Here is a 20,126-nt window from a genome sequence, read left to right on the forward strand (position 1 = left end):
CCCCCAACACCCACCCCGCCAACGGCAGCGCGTACACCAGCGCGCCCTGTCGCTCACGAAGCTGTGTCGCCGCGTCCAGCAGCCACAGGAACCCCGCGGACGCCACGCCGCACACCACCCCCACCAACGCCCCGAGCACCAACCACTGCCCCAGCACTCGCGCTCCTCCCGTCCACCTCACCGCGCCTCCCTCCGAGACTGTTGAAACATCGTGAAACACCGCGTCATACGTCGCGGCGCGTCAGGAATCAGACAACCCAAGGGCGCGACACTTTGGGTTCCATGCAATCCGCGAATTCTGACTGCTCGCGTTATTCCAGTTTGCGGGTGATTCGCGAATCGACGGCGTGTAGCGTTCGGTTTCCCCCTACATTCCCCCAGCGGGAAGAAAAGAGAGCGGGCATGTCCTTCCGTCGCAATGGGCTGTCCTTCGTCGCCGTTGTCGCGGCCGCCACGGTGAGTGGTAGCGCGATGGCGAGCACCATCAACCAGAACACGTCGTGGACCATCGACCGGTCCACGTCCACGACGAAGTATCGCGTCGTGGCTTACGGCGACTCCATCTATGCGGGCTACAACGGTGGCATCGGTGGCGTGGCGCGCCGCGCGGCCCCCGTTGTCCAGGGCGAGTACCTGGCGAAGCTGTGGAACACGGACATCGAGGTCATCCGCCGCACGAAGTCCGGCGCGCGGGCCGACGACATCTACAACAACAAGATTGTCTCCGAGCGCTCGTACATGCAGACGGCCAACACGCGCGCCGTGATGTTCGAGATGTGCGGCAACGACTACCTGCAGGCGCGCAGCGCCTTCACGGACCAGACGGGCACCTGTAACTACAGCGGCCTGGAGGCGGCGCTGGCGGCCTGCACCACGTACACGGAGAGGGCCATGCAGGCCATCAACCAGTACGCGACCTCCGCCAAGGTCAAGATTGTCTCCAACATCTACTACCCGGGCTTCGCCGCGGACAACGTCCAGACGGCCTGCAAGGACTCGGCGACGGGTGCCACCATCAACAAGCAGGTGAAGTTCCTCCCCCTGCTGGCCCGCAGCAACTGGCGCACCTGCAACCTGGCGGCGCGGTACGGCTTCCAGTGCGCGGACTCCTTCGCGGAGATGATGGGCGCGGACTACGACTCGAACGGCGACGGCCAGGTGGACTCGGCCGCCCTGCGCTACGTCGCGGGTGAGACGGAGGATGCGTATGTCGCTCGCATCACCGGCGCGCTGCGCTCCACGCTGCGCGACGCGAACACGCACTTCGTCAACGCCAGCACCAGCTACGACTACATCCAGTCGGACAACACCCACCCGACGTACTTCGGCACCACCATCAGCGTGAGCATCTTCTCCGGCTCGGGCTCCGGCACGGGCGCGCCCCAGTTCACGGACGCGCAGGTGGTCGACGGCAAGAACCCCGAGTGGAACAAGACGGGCCACGAGCGCATGGGCTGGGAGAGCGCCCGCTTCAACCCCACCGCTCCCTGATGCTCGCACCCGCGTCGGGCGGGTGAGCTTCACCTCGAGGCCTCCGACTCTCGCGAAGAGTCGGGGGCTTCGTCGTTTCCGGCGCCGCTCATGTCACATCAGGAAGCGCGACGCGGTGAAGGCCATGATGCCCGCGTAGTACCCGAGCCGGCAGAGCCACTCGACGCCCCGGCGCACGCCGCGAGTCCACGAGGGCGTGAAGCGCGCCGCCGCCAGCGACACCAGCTCCGCCACGCCCCGCCAGAAGCACGCGATGAGCAGCAGGCTCAGCGTCACCGGCGCGTAGTAGCGACCGAACGAGAGCAGGTAGGCCTTCAGCCCGTTGAGCTGGTACTCGCCGAACGGACCGCCGAAGGCGATGTACTGGTGCGCCCGGAAGAAGATGCCCGCGGGCACGAGCGGGAAGACGACGAGCTTGAGCACCAGGTGATACCAGCGCTTGCGCCACAGCTCCCGTCGCGCCCGCCCGTAGCGGACCAGCGGATGTGTCACCGCCGCGCCCAGTGAGCCCTCGCGTCGAGCGAGCGCCTCCAGGAGCGGCACCGCGTCCTCGGCCTCCAGGCCGTAGCCGAGCGCGCGCCCTGACTTCAGGCGCAGCGTCAGCCCGGGCCCAGGGAGTGGCAGGCGCCAGGGACGTACGGACTCCACGGCGTCGAGCGGAATCTCCAGCCGGGCGCCGTCGCGCAGCGTGAGCGTCAGGGTGCTCGCGCCCACCTCCAGCGTGGCGCGGGCGCGCGAGCGCAGCACGGCCACCAGGGCCACGGGCAGACCTCCGCCCAGGACGAGGCTCCAGACGAGGGGCTCGGCCTTGAGCGTCTCCGCGCCCTCGAGGATGTCCCACAGCAACCAGGCGGTGAAGAAGAGCAGGCTGCCCACGGTGACGAAGCGGGCCGACATCGCCACGCCGCGTCGCGCGGAGGTCCAGGCCTGGAGCGTGAAGCGCTCGGGCTCGACGGTGGGCGAGGCCGTGGGCGGCGGCGCGCTGACAGGGAGGGTGTCGACGGAAGGGGAGCTCATGGCGCGAGGGGCGGGGAGTGGTCGCCGGGAGTGGCCACATTGCCTCGGCGAGAGGGTGTCCGTAGCATACGCAGCGCGGAGGTCTCACGGCGAGCATGCGGCCGCAGCACCCATCCCCTGAACGGCGTGTCGACCGTGACGGCGTCACCCATGTCGCCCCGACTCGCTCCTCCCCTGGAGGAGGTGTCGCGCGGTGGCTGGTGGGCGGCGCGCTCGTCTTCACCGTGCTGTGCATCGCGCTGAGCGCGTGGCTGAGCGCCTCCGACGTGGAGGTGGAGGACACGCCCTATGTCGAAGCCCCGCCGCCGCCCGTCACCGCGCCTGAGCCGGTGGTGGCGCGCGCGCCCGTGCGCAGGCCTCCGGCGAAGGAGCCGCTGTTGGGGGATGCCACGCCCGTCATGGGGGAGCCCACCGCCCCGCCCGCGCCCGCCACGGAGCCCGACGTGCCCACTTCCGGCCCCACGGGGATTCAGCTCTATCGCCCCGGCACCAAGCCGCTCAAGCGCGGCCTCGTCGTGCCCGAGGGTTTCGAGCTGCCTCCCGGCTACGTGCGCCACTACCAGTCCACGGACGAAGGTGAGCGCGTGGAGGCCATCCTGATGTTCCATCCGGACCACCAGCCCGTGGATGCGAACGGGCAGCCGCTGGAGATTCCAGAGAATCGCGTGGTGCCCGCGGAGCTGGCGCCCCCAGGCATGCCCGTGCGCATGCTGGAGCTGCCGAAGTCCGACGAGTCCAAGGACACGCCTTGAAGATGCTGGGGCGTGAGGAGGCGTCATCCGGCCGGCGCTTCTCCGGGGGCCTGGGCGCCGTCCTCGCCACCACCCTGGCGTTGTGGGTGTTCTCGCTGCTCCGGATGCCGTGGACCCTGCTCGGCTGGGTGGCGCTGGTGCCGTGGCTGGTGGTGGTGGACCGGGCCCGCTCCTCGCGCGAGGCCCTGTTGCTGGGCGCGGGGCTCAGCGTCACCTTCAGCGCCGCCGTCCTCGGGTGGTTTCCGGGCGCGCTGCAGTCGTACTCGGGCGCGCCGCTGTGGCTGTGCTGGCTGTTGATGCTGCTCCTGGCGCCGGTGTTCCAGCTCCAGTTCCCTGTCACGGCGCTGGCGCGGCAGCTGGCGCGGCGCGCGGTGGGGAATCGGGCCGGGTGGTTGCCGCCCATGGTGAGCGTGCTGGTGTACGTGGGCGTGGAGTGGCTCGCGCCCAAGCCCTTCGCGGACACGCTGGGGCAGGGCTTCGTCTACTCGGAGCGACTGCGGCAGTTCGCGGACGTCGCGGGCGCGCCCGGGCTCACGCTGGCGCTGCTGTTCGTCAATGAGTGCGTGTTCGCGATGGGGCGCGCGTTCAGGACGCGCGGGGCTCCGGGCGCGCTGAAGCCCCTGGTGGCGGCGGTGGCGCTGGTGGTGGTGATGCTGGGCTATGGCTCCTTCCGCCTCGCCCAGTATGTGGTGGAGCGGAGCACGCAGACGGCGCTGGTGGTGGGCGCGGTGCAGGCCAACATCATCAACTACGAGAAGCTCAAGGCGGAGCACGGCACCTACGAAGTGGTGCGGATGATTCTCGACACGCACTACGCGCTGTCGGACTCGCTGCTGCGCGAGGCTCCGCTGGATGTGCTCATCTGGCCGGAGACGGTGTACCCGACGCCCTTTGGCGTGCCCAAGAGCGAGGCGGGCGCGGAGCTGGACGCCGAGATTTCCGCCTATGTCGCCGCGCGGAACGTGCCGCTCATCTTCGGCTCGTATGACGTGGAGGGCGGAAAGGAGTTCAACGCCGCCATGTTCCTGTCACCGGGAGACAAAGAAGGAGAGGCCCCGACGCGCAAGGTGTACCGCAAGTCGAAGCTCTTCCCGTTGACGGAGTGGGTGCCGGAGCTCATCGACTCTCCGGGCCTGCGCGAGTGGCTGCCGTGGACGGGGCGCTGGTCGCCGGGCTCGGGGCCGCGAACGGTGCTGCTGAAGCGGCGCGACGGGCGGATACTCAGGGTGGCGCCGCTCATCTGCTACGACACCCTCTTCCCCTCCTATGTGGCGGACGAGGCGACTGCCACCGCGGACCTGCTGCTCACGCTGTCGAATGACTCGTGGTTCGGGGGCACGCCCGGCCCCAGGCTGCACCTCACGCACGCGGTCTTCCGCAGCATCGAGACGCGCCGGCCCCAGGTGCGGGTGACGAACTCGGGCGTCTCCGCGCTCATCGACGACACGGGCGAAATCCTGACGGAGATTGGCGATGGCCAGCGCGGCACCGCCGTCATGCGCGTGCCCTGGCACACCGCGGGTTATTTCCTGGCGCGGAGGTGGGGCAACTGGCTGGGGCCCGTGGCGCTGGTGATGGCGGTGGCGCTGCTCGGCGGCGCGGTGCTCGGTGGACGGGGCGAGCGGTACTGACGCGGTGGCGCGGTGCTCGGTGGACGGGGCGAGCGGTACTGACGCGGCGGCGCGCGGGTCATCGGAGGTGTTGCTCGCGACGACGCTCGCGGACTGCATGGGTGCCCATCACGGGCCGTGACGGGGTGAGGACGTCGCGGAGAGGGGCCACCGCCGAAGCGGCTCTGCTCGCTCCAGGACAGTTCGCCACCCGACAGCGCGTCTGCGTGACACATCCTCGCGGCGGTGCGCGGCTGGCCGTTGTCGGCCCGCACCTCCGGAATTAGACGCTCCGGGCAGGCAGTTCTCACCCTGGAGCGCTCGCGCAATGATTGTCGGCCGGAGGCTCTCCTGGCACATCATCCTCCGCTACACGGGCATCCCCGTGGCCGTGCATGTCTTCTTCGCCCTGGCCATCGTCGTGGGCTATCGCGTGTTCGACGCGTCCTGGATGGCGGTGCCCACGATGCCCATCTCCGTGCTCGCCGCGGCGCTGGGTGTGCTGCTCGCCTTCCGCAACAACTCCGCCTACGACCGTTGGTGGGAGGCCCGCACGCTGTGGGGCGGCGTGGTGAACTGGTCTCGGACCTTCGCTCGTCAGGTGCTCACGCTGCTCCCCCGGCCCGGACGCCAGCCGGGTGACGAGCTCACGGAGCTGGAGCTGGCCGCGGTGCCCTCGCGCCTGCTGCGCAGCGCGGTGGACCGCCCCAGTGCCCTGCTGACGGTGCGCGGCACGCGGGCGAGCGACGGCGCGGTCCGAGACAGGTTCGGTCAGGCACGGGTGCCCTCCGGGGCGCGCGACACGTCGGGCGAGGTCGCGGTGCTCGGCACTCCGCTCCAGGCCCAGGGCGAGCCGCGCGGCGTCATCACCCGCATGGTCGAAGACATCACCGAGGACGCGCGCGAGCTGGTCTACGCGCAGATGGGCTTCGTACACGCGCTGCGCTGTCATCTGCGCCGTCAGGACCCGCTGCCGGAGATTGTCGCCTTCTTCCGGCCCGACGTCATCGACGCCCTGCGCGAGGAGCACAACGTCCCCTCCGCGATTCTGCTGTGGATGGCGACGCGCCTGCGCCGCATTTATGGCCAGGTGTCAGACCCGCAGAAGGTGCTCTTCCTCCACGTGACGATGGACCGGACACTGACCGAGATGACCAACCTGCTGGGCGCCTGTGAGCGCATCAAGAACACGCCGCTGCCGCGCCAGTACGACAGCCTGCTGTTCGCGATGACGCGCGCCTATCTGGTGCTGCTGCCGCTCGGTGTCGTGGATGAGCTGGGCTGGCTCACTCCGGCCGTCACCGCCATCATCGCGTTCCTGTTCATCGGCCTGGACGCCGTCGGGCGGGATATCGAGACACCGTTCGAGGACGATGTCAGCGACACGCCGATGACGGCCCTCAGTCGGACCATCGAAATCAACCTGCGACAGATGCTCGGGGAGACGGAGCTTCCCCAGCCCGTGCAACCCAAGGACGGGCTGCTCTACTGAGGCCGCGAGCTTCTCGAATGGGCCCTGTCAGTGTGGCGCGGTCCGCTCCGGGTGCGCGCGTTGCGGAGGGTGCTGGCGGGGCGTATACCCGAGGCATCGTGTCTGGACTGTCGCGTCTCCTCACGCTCGTGCTGCTCCTCGGCTGGCAGGTCGCCGCCAGCGGTGTGGCGGGGCTGGGGCACTACTGCGAGAAGCAGGTCCAGACGCGCGCTTCCAAGTGCCGCTGTCATGAGCACTCGAAGGCGGACTCCTCCCACGCGGACTCCCACGGTCAGCCGACGCTCCAGTGGGACTGCTGCGAGGAGCCACACTGGGACCTGCCTGCTCCCACCGAGGGCAGTGTCTCCAGTGCCAGTCCCTTCGTCGCGCCGCCCGTGGCCGTGCCGCCGGTCGCCTGGTTGCCGCTCAAGGCGCCCGAGTGGGGCTCGCAACGCTCCCTCTCTCTCTGGAACATGCCCCCGTCGCAGGGGCCTCCTGTCTTCCTCCGCATCCGCACGCTGCTCCTCTGAGCGCTCCGGCGCACGGGGCTGGCTCGTGGTGTGTCCTCGGCTCCTGTCGAGGCCCACGACTTGCGGCTCCGTGCCCTGGGCGAGGTCGCGTCCCCGTGTCTCGGGGCACGCGCGCCCTCGCCTCCGGAACGCATTCAGGAGCCGTGTGCGAGAGGTCCGTCGCTCCGGCATGCCGTCAGCCCGCCTTCAGTAGAGCGAGACCATGGACATGATTTGGGAGTTGATGATTGGCACCGTGCTGTTGACGCTGCTCATCGTGGTGATGACGCCCGCGATGTGGAGCTCGAGAATCAGCCTGCGCGAGAAGCCCAAGGAGCACGAGAAGCACACCAAGCCCGACGCGTGAGGCTTGCTTCGAGGACGCGGCCACGTGGAGCGAGGTGGCCGCGTCGCTCGCGTCAGGGCACTAGAGCTTGCCGGCCTTCAGCTCGTCGACCAGGTGCGCGCTGGCTCGCACGGCGAGGGCCATCATCGTCAGCGTGGGGTTCTGCGGCCCCTGTGAGGGGAAGCTCGCGCCGTCCATGACGAGGAGGTTGGGTACGTCCCAGCTCTGGTTCCACGGGTTGAGCACGGACGTCTTCGCATCAGTGCCCATGCGCGCGGTGCCCACCTCGTGGATGGCCATGCCCGGCGTGGACAGGGTGTCGTTCACCTTCTCCACCGTGAAGCCCGCTTCCTTCATCATCTCCTGACACGACGCCACGGCGTCCTTGCACATCCGCAGCTCGTTCTCCGAGTGGCGGCAGTCGATGTGCGCCGCCGGAATCCCCCAGCGGTCCTTCACCGTGGCGCTCAACGTCACGCGGTTGCCCGCGCGCGGCACCATCTCCCCGAAGGGGACGAAGTGACAGCTGTCCGCGAAGGTGAAGACCTGCACGCCATAGCCTCGCGCGAAGCCCTCCTCGCGGGACGTGACGTTGCGGAACTGCGGAATGTACGCCCAGCTCTGCTCGGCGCGCTGCTGCTCCGGCGGCAGGTTCATCTTCGCTTCGATGCCGAGCAGGTACGTGTGGTCCATCAGGTTGCGGCCGAGCTGCCCCGAGGAGTTGCCCAGCCCGTCCGGGAACGCGGCGCTCTTCGAGTGCAACAGCAGCCGAGTCGTCTCGATGGTCCCCGCGGCCAGAATCACCACGCGGCCGAGCGCCTCGTGCGTCTTGCCGGATTCGGTGTCGACGTAGGTGACGCCTGTGACTCGGCCCGTCTTCGCGTCGTGCAGCACCTGGTTCACCACCGCGTGGGTGCGCAGGGTGAGGCGGCCCGTCTTCATCGCGGCGGGGAGGGTGATGGGGGCGCCCGCGGTGCGACGGACGACGACGCGGCGCTCGGGCCAGCGGCGCTCCACGTGTTGCTTGAGGTGCTGCTCGGCGGGGTTCATCGCGATGGATGAGGCGAAGACGGAGTCGGGCAGCGTGTCCAGCCCGTCCGTGTTGCCGGAGAGGCCCATCCACCGCTCCACCGTCTCGTAGTGCGGCGCCAGCTCCGCCAGCGTCAGGGGCCAGTCCGGACCCTGGCCGTCGAGCCCGCCTGCTTTGAAATTGAAGTCAGACAGCCGGTAGAACTGGCGGCCGTGCGCCTTCACCGACGTGCGCCCGCCGACCTGCCGTGCGCGAATCCACGTGAAGGGCGCGTCGCCCGGCGTCGTGTAGGGATTGTCGACGTCATCCACGAACGCGTGCGGATGGAAGGGCCAGGCGAAGGTGGTGGATTGCACCGACTGCCGCTGCTTGCGCGGGGTGTCCGTCTCCGCCTGGTAGCCGAGCAGCTTCTGACGGAGGCGGTGCCACACCCAGAGCAGGCGGTCCGCCCGGTCGCTCCGCCCGGCCTCCAGCACCAGCACGTTCAACCCTGCTTCCGTGAGCTGCTTGGCTGCCCAGCCGCCACACGCTCCGGAGCCCACCACCACCGCATCGAAAGTCTTCTTGGACGTGCTCACAGCATCCCTGCGAGTGCAAAGGTGATGCGCGGTATGCGTCACCGCGAGTTGAATCACGCCAGTGTAAGCTGGCCCGCGCGAGGTTGACCATGGACGCCCCCCTGTGTCGCGGGTGACTCGCGTGAAGCTGGACGGGCAGCCGGGCATGACCCGGGGAAGGTGTTTCATGAAGGGCTGGAGGGTTGTCGCGGGCGTGCTGGTGTTGGGGGTGCTCGTCGCCCTGGCCCTCTTCGGACGGGCCCTGCGCCACTCGGAGGCGTACTTCCACTATCCCCGCACGCCTCCCACGCGGCCCGCTGATTTCGCGCAGGCGCAAGACGTGCGTTTGTTCACCGAGGATGGGCTGGAATTGCGTGGCTGGTATGTGCCCTCGCGCAACCGCGCCGCCGTGGTGATGGCGCATGGGTTATCCCAGACACGCGCGGACCTGCTGCCGGAGGCGCGCATCCTGCGCGACGCGGGCTACGGCGTGCTGCTGTTCGATTTGCGCGCCCATGGCGAGAGCCAGGGTGAGACCTCCACGTGGGGTGACAAGGAGCGGCTGGACGTGCGCGCCGCGCTGGCCTTCGTGCGGGCCCTTCCGGACGTGGACCCCGGGAAGGTGGCGGCCCTCGGTTTTTCAATTGGCTCGGCCGCCGTGGCGGAGGTCGCCGCGAAGGACCCGGGCGTGCGCGCGGTGGTGCTGCTGTCTCCGTTCAACACGTTGTGGCTGGCGGCGGCGTATGACTTTCGCCGCTTCGGCTTCGTGTCCCAGTCCGGCGCGCTGGTGCCCTTCTGGCGCCGGGGCATCGCGCTCGACGAGGTGCGCACCATCGACGCGGTGGACCACATCCGTCCCCGGCCGCTGCTCATCGTCATGGGCACGGAGGAGTCCGGCCAGCCGCTCGCGGACGAGCTGTTCGCCCACGTGCGCGAGTACGCCCAGACCTGGCGCATCCAGGGCGCGAGTCATGGAGGCTTCAGCGACGTGGAGCCCCAGGAGTATCCCCGCCGACTGCGCGCCTTCTTCGATGCGGCGCTGCTGTCGGGCGGGGAGGGGGCCGCCGGAAGCGCGGCCCCGGCGGTGCCCTGACGACGACGGTCAGGCGACCTTCGGGGTTTCCTTCTCGCGGGCCTCGAGCGCTTCCAGGTCCTTGAGGAACGCGCGGCCCTTGTCCGCGTCCGTCATGTAGACGAAGGCGGCCATGCCCTTGAGCTGCTCCAGGGACTCGCCCTCTCGGCCGGGCTTGCCCTTCTGGCGGTTGTGGATGGCGGCGCGCAGGCGGCGCACCACGTCGCGCGGGACTCGCGCGGACGCCACGCCGTCCCGGGCCTTGTTCACCACCAGCCCCGTGACTTGCTGACGCGTGCCCTTGCGGCTCACCCGCGTCTTGTTCGGGTGAACATGGAAGCCCTCGTCCTCGACGACTTCCTTCACGCGCGCGAGCAGCACCGACACCGCGGGGCCCTGCGCCCGCCTGGCCTTGGGCTGCTTCGTCTTCGTCCAGGAGAAGGTGAGGTCGTCCGCGTAGCGCGTGTAGATGAAGCCCAGGCGCTTCGACAGCGCGGACAGGCGCTTGTCCAGCTTGAGGCACAGCGCGTTGGTGATGCCGGGAGACGTGGGCGCGCCCTGCGGCAGCGCGCGGGGACCCTTGGCGACGTAGAGCGTCTTGCCGCGGAACTGCACCGTCTCGCGAGGCGCCTCGGTGGCCATCAGCGACAGCAGCGTGGCGGTGTTCTCCTGCAAGCCGCCCTTGCGCAGCAGGCCCTTCACCCGCCGCCACGTCACGGTGGGGAAGAAGTCCTTCAAGTCCACCTTCACCACCACGTCCGCGCCGTGGTGGGCCAGCGCGTTGGTGAGGATGGAGCGTCCCGCGACGAAGCCGTGCGCCGCGCCGTGCACGGGCAGCCGCTCCACCACGTTGGACAGCACCCAGCGCTGGGCCTGCTTCAGCTCCGGCTTGGGGGACGTAATCGTGCGCGTGCCGCCGTCGCGCTTGGGGATGCCCCAACTGATGTAGTGCGAGCCGGTGTCCACCTCGCGGTGGAAGGCGAACCAACGCAGCTTGGAGACGCTCAGCCCCAGCGCCTTGGCGAGCGCGTCCACGGTGCCCAGCTCCGGCAGGCCGTTGGACTTCGCGCGCTCCTCGCGGTGGGCGACGTCGAACTTGTCGGAGCCGGCGTCTTCCTTCCAGTGCACGCCAGCGCCCAGATGGCTGATGTGCGTGGCCTTCCAGGCCTCATGGGCCTGGCGGCCCAGGGCGCGGAGCTCGGCGGCCTCGGCCTTCTTCTTCTCCTTCCAGGCCGTCTTCTCCTTCTCGGAGGCGCCGGAGAAGTCCAGGTCCGCCACGGCGAGGCCGCGCGAGACGAGCTGGCCCTGGGCCCACGACTCGGCGCCGCCTGCTTCGACGATGGCCTTCCAGCGGATGAGCAGGGCTTCATGCGCGGCGCGGCGGGCCTCGCGCTGGGCGACCGCATTGGCGGCGGGAGCCTGGGGCGCGGGGGTGGCAACGGCCTGCGGCGCTGCTGCGGGGACGAACGACTCCAGCCTGGCGGTCATGTCAGAACCTCGAGGGGGCGCGTCGGAGTCGGACGAGGCGGGCAATCATCACGAGCAGTCGAGGGAGGCCAGGAAAGCACCACCATCTTACCTGGTGCACGGTAGCCTCACCGGCTCTCCCCTCCTAGGCACTACGGCCTGCGGGGGCAAACGGCGATCGCGTCGTTGGCTCAGCTGCCCCCGCAGGCCGTAGTGCCTAGGAGGGAGAGAGCCAAGAACAGGCTACCTTGCGGAGAGTGTCCTGCATTCCAACCGGAGCGGCGCAACGCCGCTCCCGCGCTCGAGGCGCTCAGGCTGATGCACTCCAGACCTCTCTCGGCTGCTCGCGCGTGAAGCGCGTCTCATCGTGTCTTCCGTCGCACCTGCCCTTTTGGCCGCTGCGTGAGCGGCCGAGCCGTGAATGGGGGTTTACACCAAGGCTGACGCCGCGTCGATGTAGCCTTCAGCCGAAAGCTTCTCCAGGCGCGTGAAATACGCGGTCCGCGCCTCCGTGTCCGTGTCGAACCAGAGCCGCTGATGACGCGCCTCGCCAGTGCGAGGGCCCCATTCCACGGCGACGACCTGGCCGTCCAGAGACACGCGATACACCATCTCCTGTCCGCTCTCCGCGTCGCGCCGCACATACGAGCGCGTCTCCGCGCGGATGAGCTTTCGCCCCTCGGGCGTCTTGCGCAGGGCCTCTTCCTCGGTGCGGCGGCGCGCGTAGGCCAGGCGCAGCGCGAGCTGGTGTTCGCAGGGGCCTTCGCGCATGCCGGAGCGGCGGAAGTGCGGACACCCGCAGGACGCGTCCTTCACGCGGCCTTCCAAATCCAACGTGAAGCTCGGGAAGAAGCTGCGCACCGCCTCGCGGTCCACGACTTCGCCGTGGATGCGGGTGCCCTCTCCGACGATGTCGTGCACCTTCGTCAGCTTCACCTCGCCCGCGCCCGGGCCGCCATCACCCAGCAGGCGGTGGGCCCGCGCCTCGCGCTCGCTGCCGAAGCGGATGACGGACTCGTCCACCGGCGTGGCCATCAGCTCGCGGGGACGGTACTGGCCCTTGGCGACGTCGAAGAGGATTCTGCCGCGCAGGCACTCCAACTGGAGCGCGGCGCGCACGTGCTCCTTCGACGCGCCACCCGCCGCGGCGACGAGCGTGTCGAAGGGCAGGGGCCCGTCCGCGCGCAGCTTGCCGCGCAGCTTCTCCGCGAGCCCGTCCGGCACCGCGCGGGGCATGAGGACATCGAAGGCCGCCGCGGAGGACCAGCCGCTCTCCGTCCAGCCCGTGAGGCCCAACGTCAGGGTGGCCGCGCCCATGTCGATGACCCAGAACACCGGCAGACCGGGGCCCATGAGCTGCAGGCGCACCGACTTCGCGTGGGGCAACAGTCGGGCGAGCGCCACCAGGCGCTGACGGCCGAACGTCCGCACGACGGCGGGCGCGGTGCCCGTGTACGTGCCGCCATGGCACTCCAGCACCAGCTCCCACGGCTCCAGCACCAGCCGCGGCGGGGCGCCGGGGACCAGCTCGAAGCGCAGCGCGCGCGGGGCCTTCTTCGCCTTGCGGGTGCGCAGCGCGAAGAGGAGGTTGTAGAGGTCGATGGGCGCCAGCACGCAGGAGTTCGCCGGCAGCGTGGCGGCGGACTGCACCTGGAGGAAGCCGCGCAGCCAGGCGTGAGGCACCTCCACTTTGCGAGGCTCGCGGGTCGCCTTCGCGGGCAGGGCGACGTGGGCCTCCAGCGACACGGGCAGGTAGGTGCGCAGCCGGTCCATCCGCGTGGCGAGGTTCGCCGGGACGTCCAGGAAGGTGGAGCCGTGCGCGGCCTCGCGGCCCTCGAAGAGGCTGTTGTCGAAGGACAGGCGCGCGTAGGCGCTCTCGTCGCGGGAGAAGACCTCCAGGGACACGCTGTCCGGGTCCACGGTGAGGACGGGGTCGAGCACCTCGTCCTGCTTCTCCTCACCGTCGAGCGCGTTGTCGAGGAACGCCTTCTGCGCCTCCCAGATTTGCGCGCTCGCCCGCTTCCCCTTCGACATGAGGTAGGCGAGGTACGCGGTGCGGTCCTTGCCCCGGTAGCGCAAGTCGCTGGAGAGGATGCCGAACGCGGCGGTGAGCGCGTCGCGGAAGAGGGCGGGGTCCTTCAGCCGTCCACGCACGCCCACGGTGCCGCGCGAGCCCTCCAGGGCCAGCAGCACGCGGGAGGCGTCCGACGTGGACTCCACGTCGCTCGCGGTGGCGTAGCGAAGCTCGACGGGGTGTCGGGTGGCGGTCGTCACGACGGGGTTCCTTCCTTCCGGTTGCGCGCGCGCTCCACGGCGCGACGTGCACGTTTGTGGGCGCGCCACGCGGCCTTGCGCAGCTCCACGGACTGAGACTTGTCGAAGGCGGCCTCGTGCAGCAGCTTCGCCGCCTCTTCACCGCCGAGCCTACCCAGACCGGCCCACGCTTCCTGCTTCAATTCCGGCTTCGCATTCTCCGCCAGGGCCTTCAGCGGAGCGATGTTCCCGTGGGCGAGCAGCGCGGGCTCGGCGAGGCGACGGCCCTCGGAGGTCGTGAATGCCTCCGCCGGCACCTTTGCGCCCGTGGGGCCCAGGGCCACCGGGTCGAAGGGCTTCACCTCCAGCGCCCACGCCGAGGCCTTCTCGGGCGCCAGTCGCGCCAGCGCGTCCGCCGCCGCCGAGCGCACCCGCGCGTCCGGGTCCACCAGCGCGCCCTTCAGCGCCTCCGCCGACGCCGCGAGTTCCTTGGCGTGGGTCAGCACGGGACCGGTGTCCTGGCCCACGAGCTTGAGCGTCGCACCCGCCGTGCCCAGTCGCGACAACACGCGCGCCGCCTCCTGTCGCACGGTGGCCGGAGACGCCAACTCGCCACCCTGGAGGATGGCGCGCGCGGAGTCCGCGAGGCTGGCCGCGCCCAGTCGAGAGCCCGCCCACAAGAGCCGCTCCCACGCGGTGGCCAGTGACTCGCGCTTCTTGCCCGGGGGCGAGGCCGTCCAGTCGGCCGCCGTCTTCCGCTCGGCCGACACCAGCGCGCGAGCCAGCGCCGCGACATCCACCTGACCGGCCTGACGCGCCTCACCGGTCCACGTGCCCACCAGCAGCGCGGCTTCCTGACGCGCCTCCGGCTTGTCGTGGGCCAGCAGGGCCACCGTCTCCGTCACGGGCAGCGCGCCACGACGGGCGAGTCCCCGGCGCAGTCGCAGCCGCAGCTCCTCGTTGGTCAGCGTGGCCAGGCGGGGCACGAGCAGCACCGGGTCGCCCTCGCGCGACAGGTACGCCGCGGCGGGCTCGGAGATGTCCTCGTTGATGCTGGCCACGGCGAGGAACTCGACGCGGGTGCGCTCCTTCGGGAAGAGCGCGTCCAGCGCCTTGCGCGCTTCCTGTCGCAGGTCGTCGTCGCCGTCGTCGAGGATGGTGGCCAGCGTGGCCTCCGCCTCCACGTCCTTGAGCTTGCCCAGCTCCTGCGCCGTGGTGATGCGCACCTCGTCGCGGGTGCCCGTGTCGAGCAGCAGCGCCTCCAGCTTCACGCGGGCGCGCTCGCCGCCGATGGCGCGCAGGCCCTTCACGCCCGCCTGCTGCAGCTCCGTGGTGGAGCCCTCCACCGCGGCGGCCTCCACCTTCTCCTCGACGCGACGGCGCTCCTCGCCCTCGGGGAGGCGACCGGCGAGGCGGCCCAGGCCCTCCAGCGCCGCCCACACCATGGACGGCTCCGTGGGAGCCTCGGGCGTGCCACCCGCGGCCACCGTCTCCAGCTCGCTCAAGGCGCGCGGATCACCCAGCGTGCCCAGGGCGAGCAGGGCGCGCTCGCGTTGTCCATCCTCACCCGCGCGGGAGTACAGCAAGAGGGGCCGCAGCGCGCTGATGCCGCGCAGGTGCGCCACGCCCTCGGCGGCCGGGAGCATCAGCTCACGCGCCCCACCACGCAGCACGTCCTCCAGCGGACCCACGGGGACGCCGTGCTCGATGACGCGCTTGGAGTACAGCGCCACCGCCTCCGCGCGCACCGCCAGGTCCCGGTCCGAGAACAGGCCCACCAGCAGCTCGGACTGACCGGCCTCCGCGCCGTGCTCCAGCTCCTTCAGGGCCGCCAGTCGCACCGCCACGTCGTTGGACTTCACCGGCGAGCGGAGGAAGCGCACCGCGAGCGCCGCGTCCCGCTTCTTCACGTCCGTGCCCGCGATGTTCATCGCGGCGGCGACACACGCGACGCGCACGGCGCTCGTGTCGTCCTCCGTGCTTCGTCGCGCGAGCACGTCCAGCGCCTCCGCGCGCTTCGTCTGTCCGAGCGCGGCCACCAGTCGCAACCGCTCGTTCGCCTCCGTGGCGACGGCCACGCGCGCGGCCAGGGCGCTTACCGCGGAGGGCGTGGCCAGACGGGCCAGCGCTTCCGAGGCGCGCTTCGCCACGGCGGACGTCTCCGAGCGAAGGAAGGAGGCCAGCACCTCCACCGCCCGGTCATCCCCGCGCCACGCCAGGAGCTCCGAGGCGCGCAGGCGCAGGTCCTCGTGCTCGCTGGCCATGGCCCGACCGAGCGCCTCGGTGACGCGCGAGTCGTTGGCACCGGCCAGCCGCTCAATCACACCCACGCGCAGGTCCGCGTGCTCGCTGCCCAGCGCGGCCAGCAGCGGCTCCAGGCTTCCGGCCGGGCTGAGCTTCTCCAGCAGCTCGAAGGCGTAGCGACGCACGTCCGCCAGCGGCGAGTTGAGCGCGGCGGTGATGCGCGGCTTCGCGGCGTCACCGCGCTCCGCCAGCTCGTCCAGCGCGGCGCGAGCCACGTCCGGCGCCAGCGACGCGAGGGCCAACGACAGCGGCTCATCGCTGCCCGCGGGGAACAGCTCCTTGAGGCCGGTGAGGGCCGCCTTGCGCACCAGTTGGTGCGGGTCTTCCAGCGCGCGCAGTAGCGCGGCGACGGCGGCGGGAGTCCCGGCGAAGCCCTCCAGCGTGAGCTTCACCACGCGGTCCACGGCGTCGCGGCGGACGCGGTGGCTCTCGTCGTCACCCGCGGACACCTGTCGCAACAGGCCCACGTACGCGCCGAAGGCGAGCCGACGCAGGTGCTGTCGCTCCGCGCTGGCGCTGGCCTCGGGCGAGGTGCCCGGCGTCCCCGGCTTCACCGCCGAGAAGAGCCGACGCAGCCAGCTCTTGGCGGGCGTGGCCTGCACGGGCGAGGCGCCAGGGGCCGTCTCCGGCTTCCACGGGGCCTCCAGCGTGCGCGGGCGGGCGACCTTCTGGGCTTCGCGGAAGTAGTCGAGCGGCTTGTTGCGCAGCAGCAACACCTGGGCCGCCGCGTAGCGCTGCTCGGGCTGCTCGCTGGAGAGGGCCTCGGCGAGTCCCACCATGCGCCGGGCGCGCTCGTCCTCGGCGGGCCACTCCTTCATGTCGCCGACCTTCTCCGGACGCGGCGGCAACAGGCCTTCGACGAGGTTTGTGCGGTACGCGTCCGTCTCCGTGCGCAGCTCCAGCGCGCGGGCCGCCGCGTAGCGCACCTCCGGCCTGCCGCTGGACAGGGCGCTGGCGAGCAGGTCGGGCGGCTCGCCCCGACGGCTGGCGCGCAAGTCACGGGCGAGGACGATGGCGAACACCATCTCCTGCACCTCGCGGGCGCGGTCTTCCAGGCCGTGCAAGAGGCCACCGTCGCCCTCGGGGCCCAGGGCCGCGAAGGAGAGGATGGCGCCCAGGCGGATGGGCAGGTGGTCATTGCGCAGGTTGCCGGTGAGCACGGGCAGCGCGCGCGCGTCACCCAGGCGCGACAGGCCGTCCGCGCCCCACGAGCGCACCGCCACGTTGGCGTGGCCCAGCGTGTCCAGCAGGTAGCCCTCGTCGCCCCGCCGGCCCGCGGTGGCGAGGCCGCGCGCGCCCTGCTCCTGGAGGTCGCCCAGTTCGCTGGGCACCAGCACGGTGGCGAAGAACGACAGCAGCCGCCGCGAGCCCAGCGACGCCAGCGCGCGAGCTGCGCGGATGCGCAGCGGGATGAGGTACGCCGGAGTGTAGAGCCGCTCCAGGTCCTTGTCGGTGATGAGCCCGCGCATCGGCTCGATGATGTCCTCGGCGCCGCGCGGGGCGAGCAGCTCCGCGGCCCGCACGCGCACCTGCAACTCGCCAGCGGCGATGCCCGCGAGCAGCGGCCCGTTCTCCCCGGGCACCAGCTTGTCCAGCGCTTCCAGCGCGGCGACGGCCACGACGACTTCCTCGTCCTGCACGCGCTTGAGCAGCGGCGAGCGCAGCGTCTCCACCGGGGCATGCACGGAGCCCTTGGCGCCCAGCACGCGCACCGATGGATGCGTGGAAGCGAGGGCCGCCAGGTGCGGCTCCGGCTTCTCCTTGCCGACCAGCTTCACCCACGCCTCGTACGCGGCGGTGGCCACGCCCGCGTCGCGGTCCTCCACGGACTTCTTCAGGCGCTCCTGCGCCCATCCCTCCGTGCCGCGCTGCGAGAGGACTTCCACCGCGCGGTTGCGCAGGTCCGGGAAGCGGCCGGCGAGCGCGCGGTCCAACGCCTTCTCCGGCACCTTCTCGTTCCACGCCCACAGCGTGCGGAACGCCTCGCCGCGCACCTTGGCGGATTCGTCCTCCAGCGCGTCGCCGAGCAGCGGTTCCGCGCCCTGCGTCGCCGCGCCCAGCTTCACCAGCCGGTCCAGCCCGCGCACGCGCACGTCCTCGTGGCCGGAGCGCAACGCCGCCTCGGCGGAGGACAGGGGCGCCTCCACGTCCAGCGTCACCACCGCGTCCAGCGCGGCGGCGCGCACGTCCGCGTCCTCGTCGTCCAGCATCCACACCAGCCGCTCGCGGGCTCGGGCATCCTGGAGCGCCTGGAGGGCGGCGGCGGCCTGACGGCGGATGGGGGCTTCCGGCTCGCGGGAGAGCTGGAGCAGCGCGCCCAGCGCCCGCGCGTCACCCAGCTGCGCGAGGCCGCGAGCACCGCGCACGGCGGTGTCCGGCGTGCGGCAGGCCATGGCGGCCAGCAGCGGCTCCAAATCACTCTCCGCCAGCGCGCCACTGACGGCGCCCTGCGCGGGCATGGTGTCGCGAGCGGCCTGGAGGTCCGCGTCCGTGATGGCCAGGGCGGCGCCGCTCGGGCCGCGCGTGCGCGCGACCAGTCGTCGGGCCACGTCCTTGACGGAGCGGGCGAAGTCCTCGTCGCGGGCTTCCAGGGCGTGGGCCAGGGCCCGGCGCTCCATCACGCGGATGGTGAAGGCCACGCGGCGCACGTCCGCGTCCGCGTCGTCCAGCGCCCGAGCCACCAGCGGCTGGAGCTGCGCATGACCCAACAGTCCCGCTCCGGCGGCGCGGATGAGCACCTCCACGCGGAGGCGCGCGGGGCCGCGCTCGAAGGCGGTGCGCAGGGGCTCGGTGTCACCGCCCGGCGTCACCTCGCAGAGCGCGTCCAACGCGGCCAGACCCACCGCGGCCTCGGTCTCGCTCAGCTTACCTGCGATGAGGCCGGGCACCAGGGGAGACGTGCCCCCCAGCTTCGCGAGCCGGCGCAGACCCGCCACGCGCATGTCCACGAAGCGCGAGTCCAGCGCGGCGCGGGGCGCGGCCAGGGGCGACTCCGTCTCCAGCACGTCGAGCGCCTTGAGGGCGTCCTCGCGCACCTGCGGATGGTCGTCATTGAGCCGCTCGCGCAGCTTCGGCCGCGCGGCGATGCGACCCCTGGCGCCCAGCTCGCGGGCGGCGAGGCGACGCACCTCCGCCTCCTTGTCCGTGCCGAGCACCTGGAGCACGAACTCCAAGGCCTCCGGCTCGTCCAGTGCGGCGGCCTCGCGCACGGCGGCCTCGCGCTTGGGGCGGCCCGCCTTCACCGACTCCGTCAGGAGGTCCAGGCCGTGCTGCGAGGTGTCCTGGTCATTGCCCGGCTTGCCGTCCAGTTCGATGCCGAAGCGCAGCACGCGCCGGTCGTCGCTCGCGGTGAAGACGGAGCCGAGCGCCGTGCGCGCCGCGCGCGGGTTCGCGGGCGGCAGGAAGACCAGCGCGTTCGTGGGCTTGCTGCCGCAGTCGAACGTGCGCGGCTTGCGGCGCTCGTCCAGCCGCCACGCCTTCACCTTGCCATCGCTGCCCGCGGACCAGACGCGGTCCGACGGCTCCTCGTCATCCTTCGCGGCGGGCGTGGGCGGGAAGAGCAGGGCGAGCACGGAGCCGGCATGGCCGGAGTCCTTGTCGCCGCGCACCTCGAACTCCACCGCGCCCACCAGGTACCAGAGGCGCAGCTTGCCGTCGTCGCCGCCGGACACGAGCCGACCGTCGCGAGGCGTGAAGGCCAGCGCGCGCACCGCGCCCTCATGGCCCACCATGTCCCGGCGCTCACCGGAGGCGCGCGTGAAGGAGCGCACCACGCCGTCGTCACCCGCGGTCGCGACATACGTCCCGGACGGGTCCACCGCCACGGCGCGCAGCGACTGGGGCGACGCCTTCCACTCGTGCAGCTTGCGCGTGGAGTCCCACTCCCAGCCGCGCACGATGCCGTCCGCGCCCGCGCTGAAGAGGACCTTGCCGTCCGGGCTGGAGGCGAGCGCGGTGACACCGCCGGGGTGCGCGCCCTCGAGCTGCCACTGCACGTTGCCGTCGGCGTGGGTGCCGAAGCGCAGCGTGCCGTCCGCGCAGGCGGCGGCGAAGCGCTCGCCCGACAGGGCCAGGGCATTCACCGCGGAGGGGAGCTCGGTGCTCCACAGCACCTTGTTGGTGCCCGGCTCATACGCGGTGACGCGGCTGGAGACGGAAGCGCGAGCGCCGCCGAGCAGCAGCACCCGGGGGCTGGCCGCGAGGGCCCGGAGCTTCTCGATGTTGCCGATGGAAAGGACGGACATGGT

General features: G+C 71.2%; 12 protein-coding genes and 1 pseudogene. 7 read left to right on the top strand and 6 right to left on the bottom strand.

Annotated elements, in window-relative coordinates:
• Nucleotides 1-181 (bottom strand): annotated as a pseudogene (locus FJV41_RS22015) (chloride channel protein); the annotation flags it as partial.
• Between the two features lie 221 nt (nt 182-402).
• On the opposite strand from FJV41_RS22015, the gene FJV41_RS22020 reads away from it, so the two are divergent.
• Nucleotides 403-1,491 (top strand): SGNH/GDSL hydrolase family protein, encoded by a 1,089-nt coding sequence (locus FJV41_RS22020; RefSeq protein WP_141644499.1) that lies wholly within the window; start codon nt 403-405, stop codon nt 1,489-1,491.
• Between the two features lie 93 nt (nt 1,492-1,584).
• Here the strand turns inward: FJV41_RS22020 and FJV41_RS22025 are convergent, their stop codons facing one another.
• Entirely contained in the window at nt 1,585-2,508 is a 924-nt protein-coding gene (locus FJV41_RS22025) for a hypothetical protein (RefSeq protein WP_181790832.1), read from the bottom strand.
• A gap of 95 nt (nt 2,509-2,603) precedes the next feature.
• On the opposite strand from FJV41_RS22025, the gene FJV41_RS22030 reads away from it, so the two are divergent.
• The 5 genes from FJV41_RS22030 (at nt 2,604) to FJV41_RS52415 (ending at nt 7,217) form a co-directional block, all read left to right on the top strand.
• Nucleotides 2,604-3,260 (top strand): hypothetical protein, encoded by a 657-nt coding sequence (locus tag FJV41_RS22030; RefSeq protein WP_141644500.1) that lies wholly within the window; start codon nt 2,604-2,606, stop codon nt 3,258-3,260.
• A 2-nt stretch (nt 3,261-3,262) separates the two neighbouring features.
• Nucleotides 3,263-4,891, top strand: a complete 1,629-nt coding sequence (gene lnt / locus FJV41_RS22035; RefSeq protein ID WP_141644515.1) for an apolipoprotein N-acyltransferase — start codon at nt 3,263-3,265, stop codon at nt 4,889-4,891.
• A gap of 307 nt (nt 4,892-5,198) precedes the next feature.
• On the top strand, nt 5,199-6,362 hold the full coding sequence (locus FJV41_RS22040) for a bestrophin family protein (RefSeq protein ID WP_141644501.1): 1,164 nt from the start codon (nt 5,199-5,201) through the stop codon (nt 6,360-6,362).
• 98 nt (nt 6,363-6,460) lie between these two features.
• Nucleotides 6,461-6,871: a hypothetical protein gene (locus FJV41_RS22045; protein WP_246137334.1), complete on the top strand. Its 411-nt coding sequence runs from the start codon at nt 6,461-6,463 to the stop codon at nt 6,869-6,871.
• Between the two features lie 202 nt (nt 6,872-7,073).
• Entirely contained in the window at nt 7,074-7,217 is a 144-nt protein-coding gene (locus FJV41_RS52415) for a hypothetical protein (RefSeq protein ID WP_174455985.1), read from the top strand.
• A gap of 60 nt (nt 7,218-7,277) precedes the next feature.
• On the opposite strand, the gene FJV41_RS22050 is transcribed toward FJV41_RS52415, so the two are convergent.
• Nucleotides 7,278-8,804 (bottom strand): GMC family oxidoreductase, encoded by a 1,527-nt coding sequence (locus tag FJV41_RS22050; RefSeq protein WP_141644503.1) that lies wholly within the window; start codon nt 8,802-8,804, stop codon nt 7,278-7,280.
• A gap of 166 nt (nt 8,805-8,970) precedes the next feature.
• Between FJV41_RS22050 and FJV41_RS22055 the strand changes: the two genes are divergently transcribed.
• Nucleotides 8,971-9,876 carry an alpha/beta hydrolase gene (locus tag FJV41_RS22055; protein WP_141644504.1) on the top strand — a complete coding sequence of 302 codons (906 nt, stop codon included), beginning with the start codon at nt 8,971-8,973 and terminating at the stop codon, nt 9,874-9,876.
• A gap of 9 nt (nt 9,877-9,885) precedes the next feature.
• Here FJV41_RS22055 and FJV41_RS22060 read toward each other — a convergent pair whose 3' ends face one another.
• The 3 genes from FJV41_RS22060 to FJV41_RS22070 form a co-directional block, all read right to left on the bottom strand.
• Nucleotides 9,886-11,343, bottom strand: coding sequence for a reverse transcriptase family protein (locus FJV41_RS22060; protein ID WP_141644505.1), 1,458 nt, complete (start codon nt 11,341-11,343; stop codon nt 9,886-9,888).
• Between the two features lie 408 nt (nt 11,344-11,751).
• Nucleotides 11,752-13,596 (bottom strand): SWIM zinc finger family protein, encoded by a 1,845-nt coding sequence (locus tag FJV41_RS22065; RefSeq protein WP_141644506.1) that lies wholly within the window; start codon nt 13,594-13,596, stop codon nt 11,752-11,754.
• On the bottom strand, nt 13,593-20,123 hold the full coding sequence (locus FJV41_RS22070) for a HEAT repeat domain-containing protein (protein ID WP_141644507.1): 6,531 nt from the start codon (nt 20,121-20,123) through the stop codon (nt 13,593-13,595). Before FJV41_RS22070 ends, FJV41_RS22065 begins: the two co-directional genes overlap by 4 nt.
• Nucleotides 20,124-20,126 lie beyond the last annotated feature (3 nt).

Origin of the sequence: Myxococcus llanfairpwllgwyngyllgogerychwyrndrobwllllantysiliogogogochensis (assembly GCF_006636215.1) — a bacterium.
GTDB classification, from domain to species: domain Bacteria; phylum Myxococcota; class Myxococcia; order Myxococcales; family Myxococcaceae; genus Myxococcus; species Myxococcus llanfairpwllgwyngyllgogerychwyrndrobwllllantysiliogogogochensis.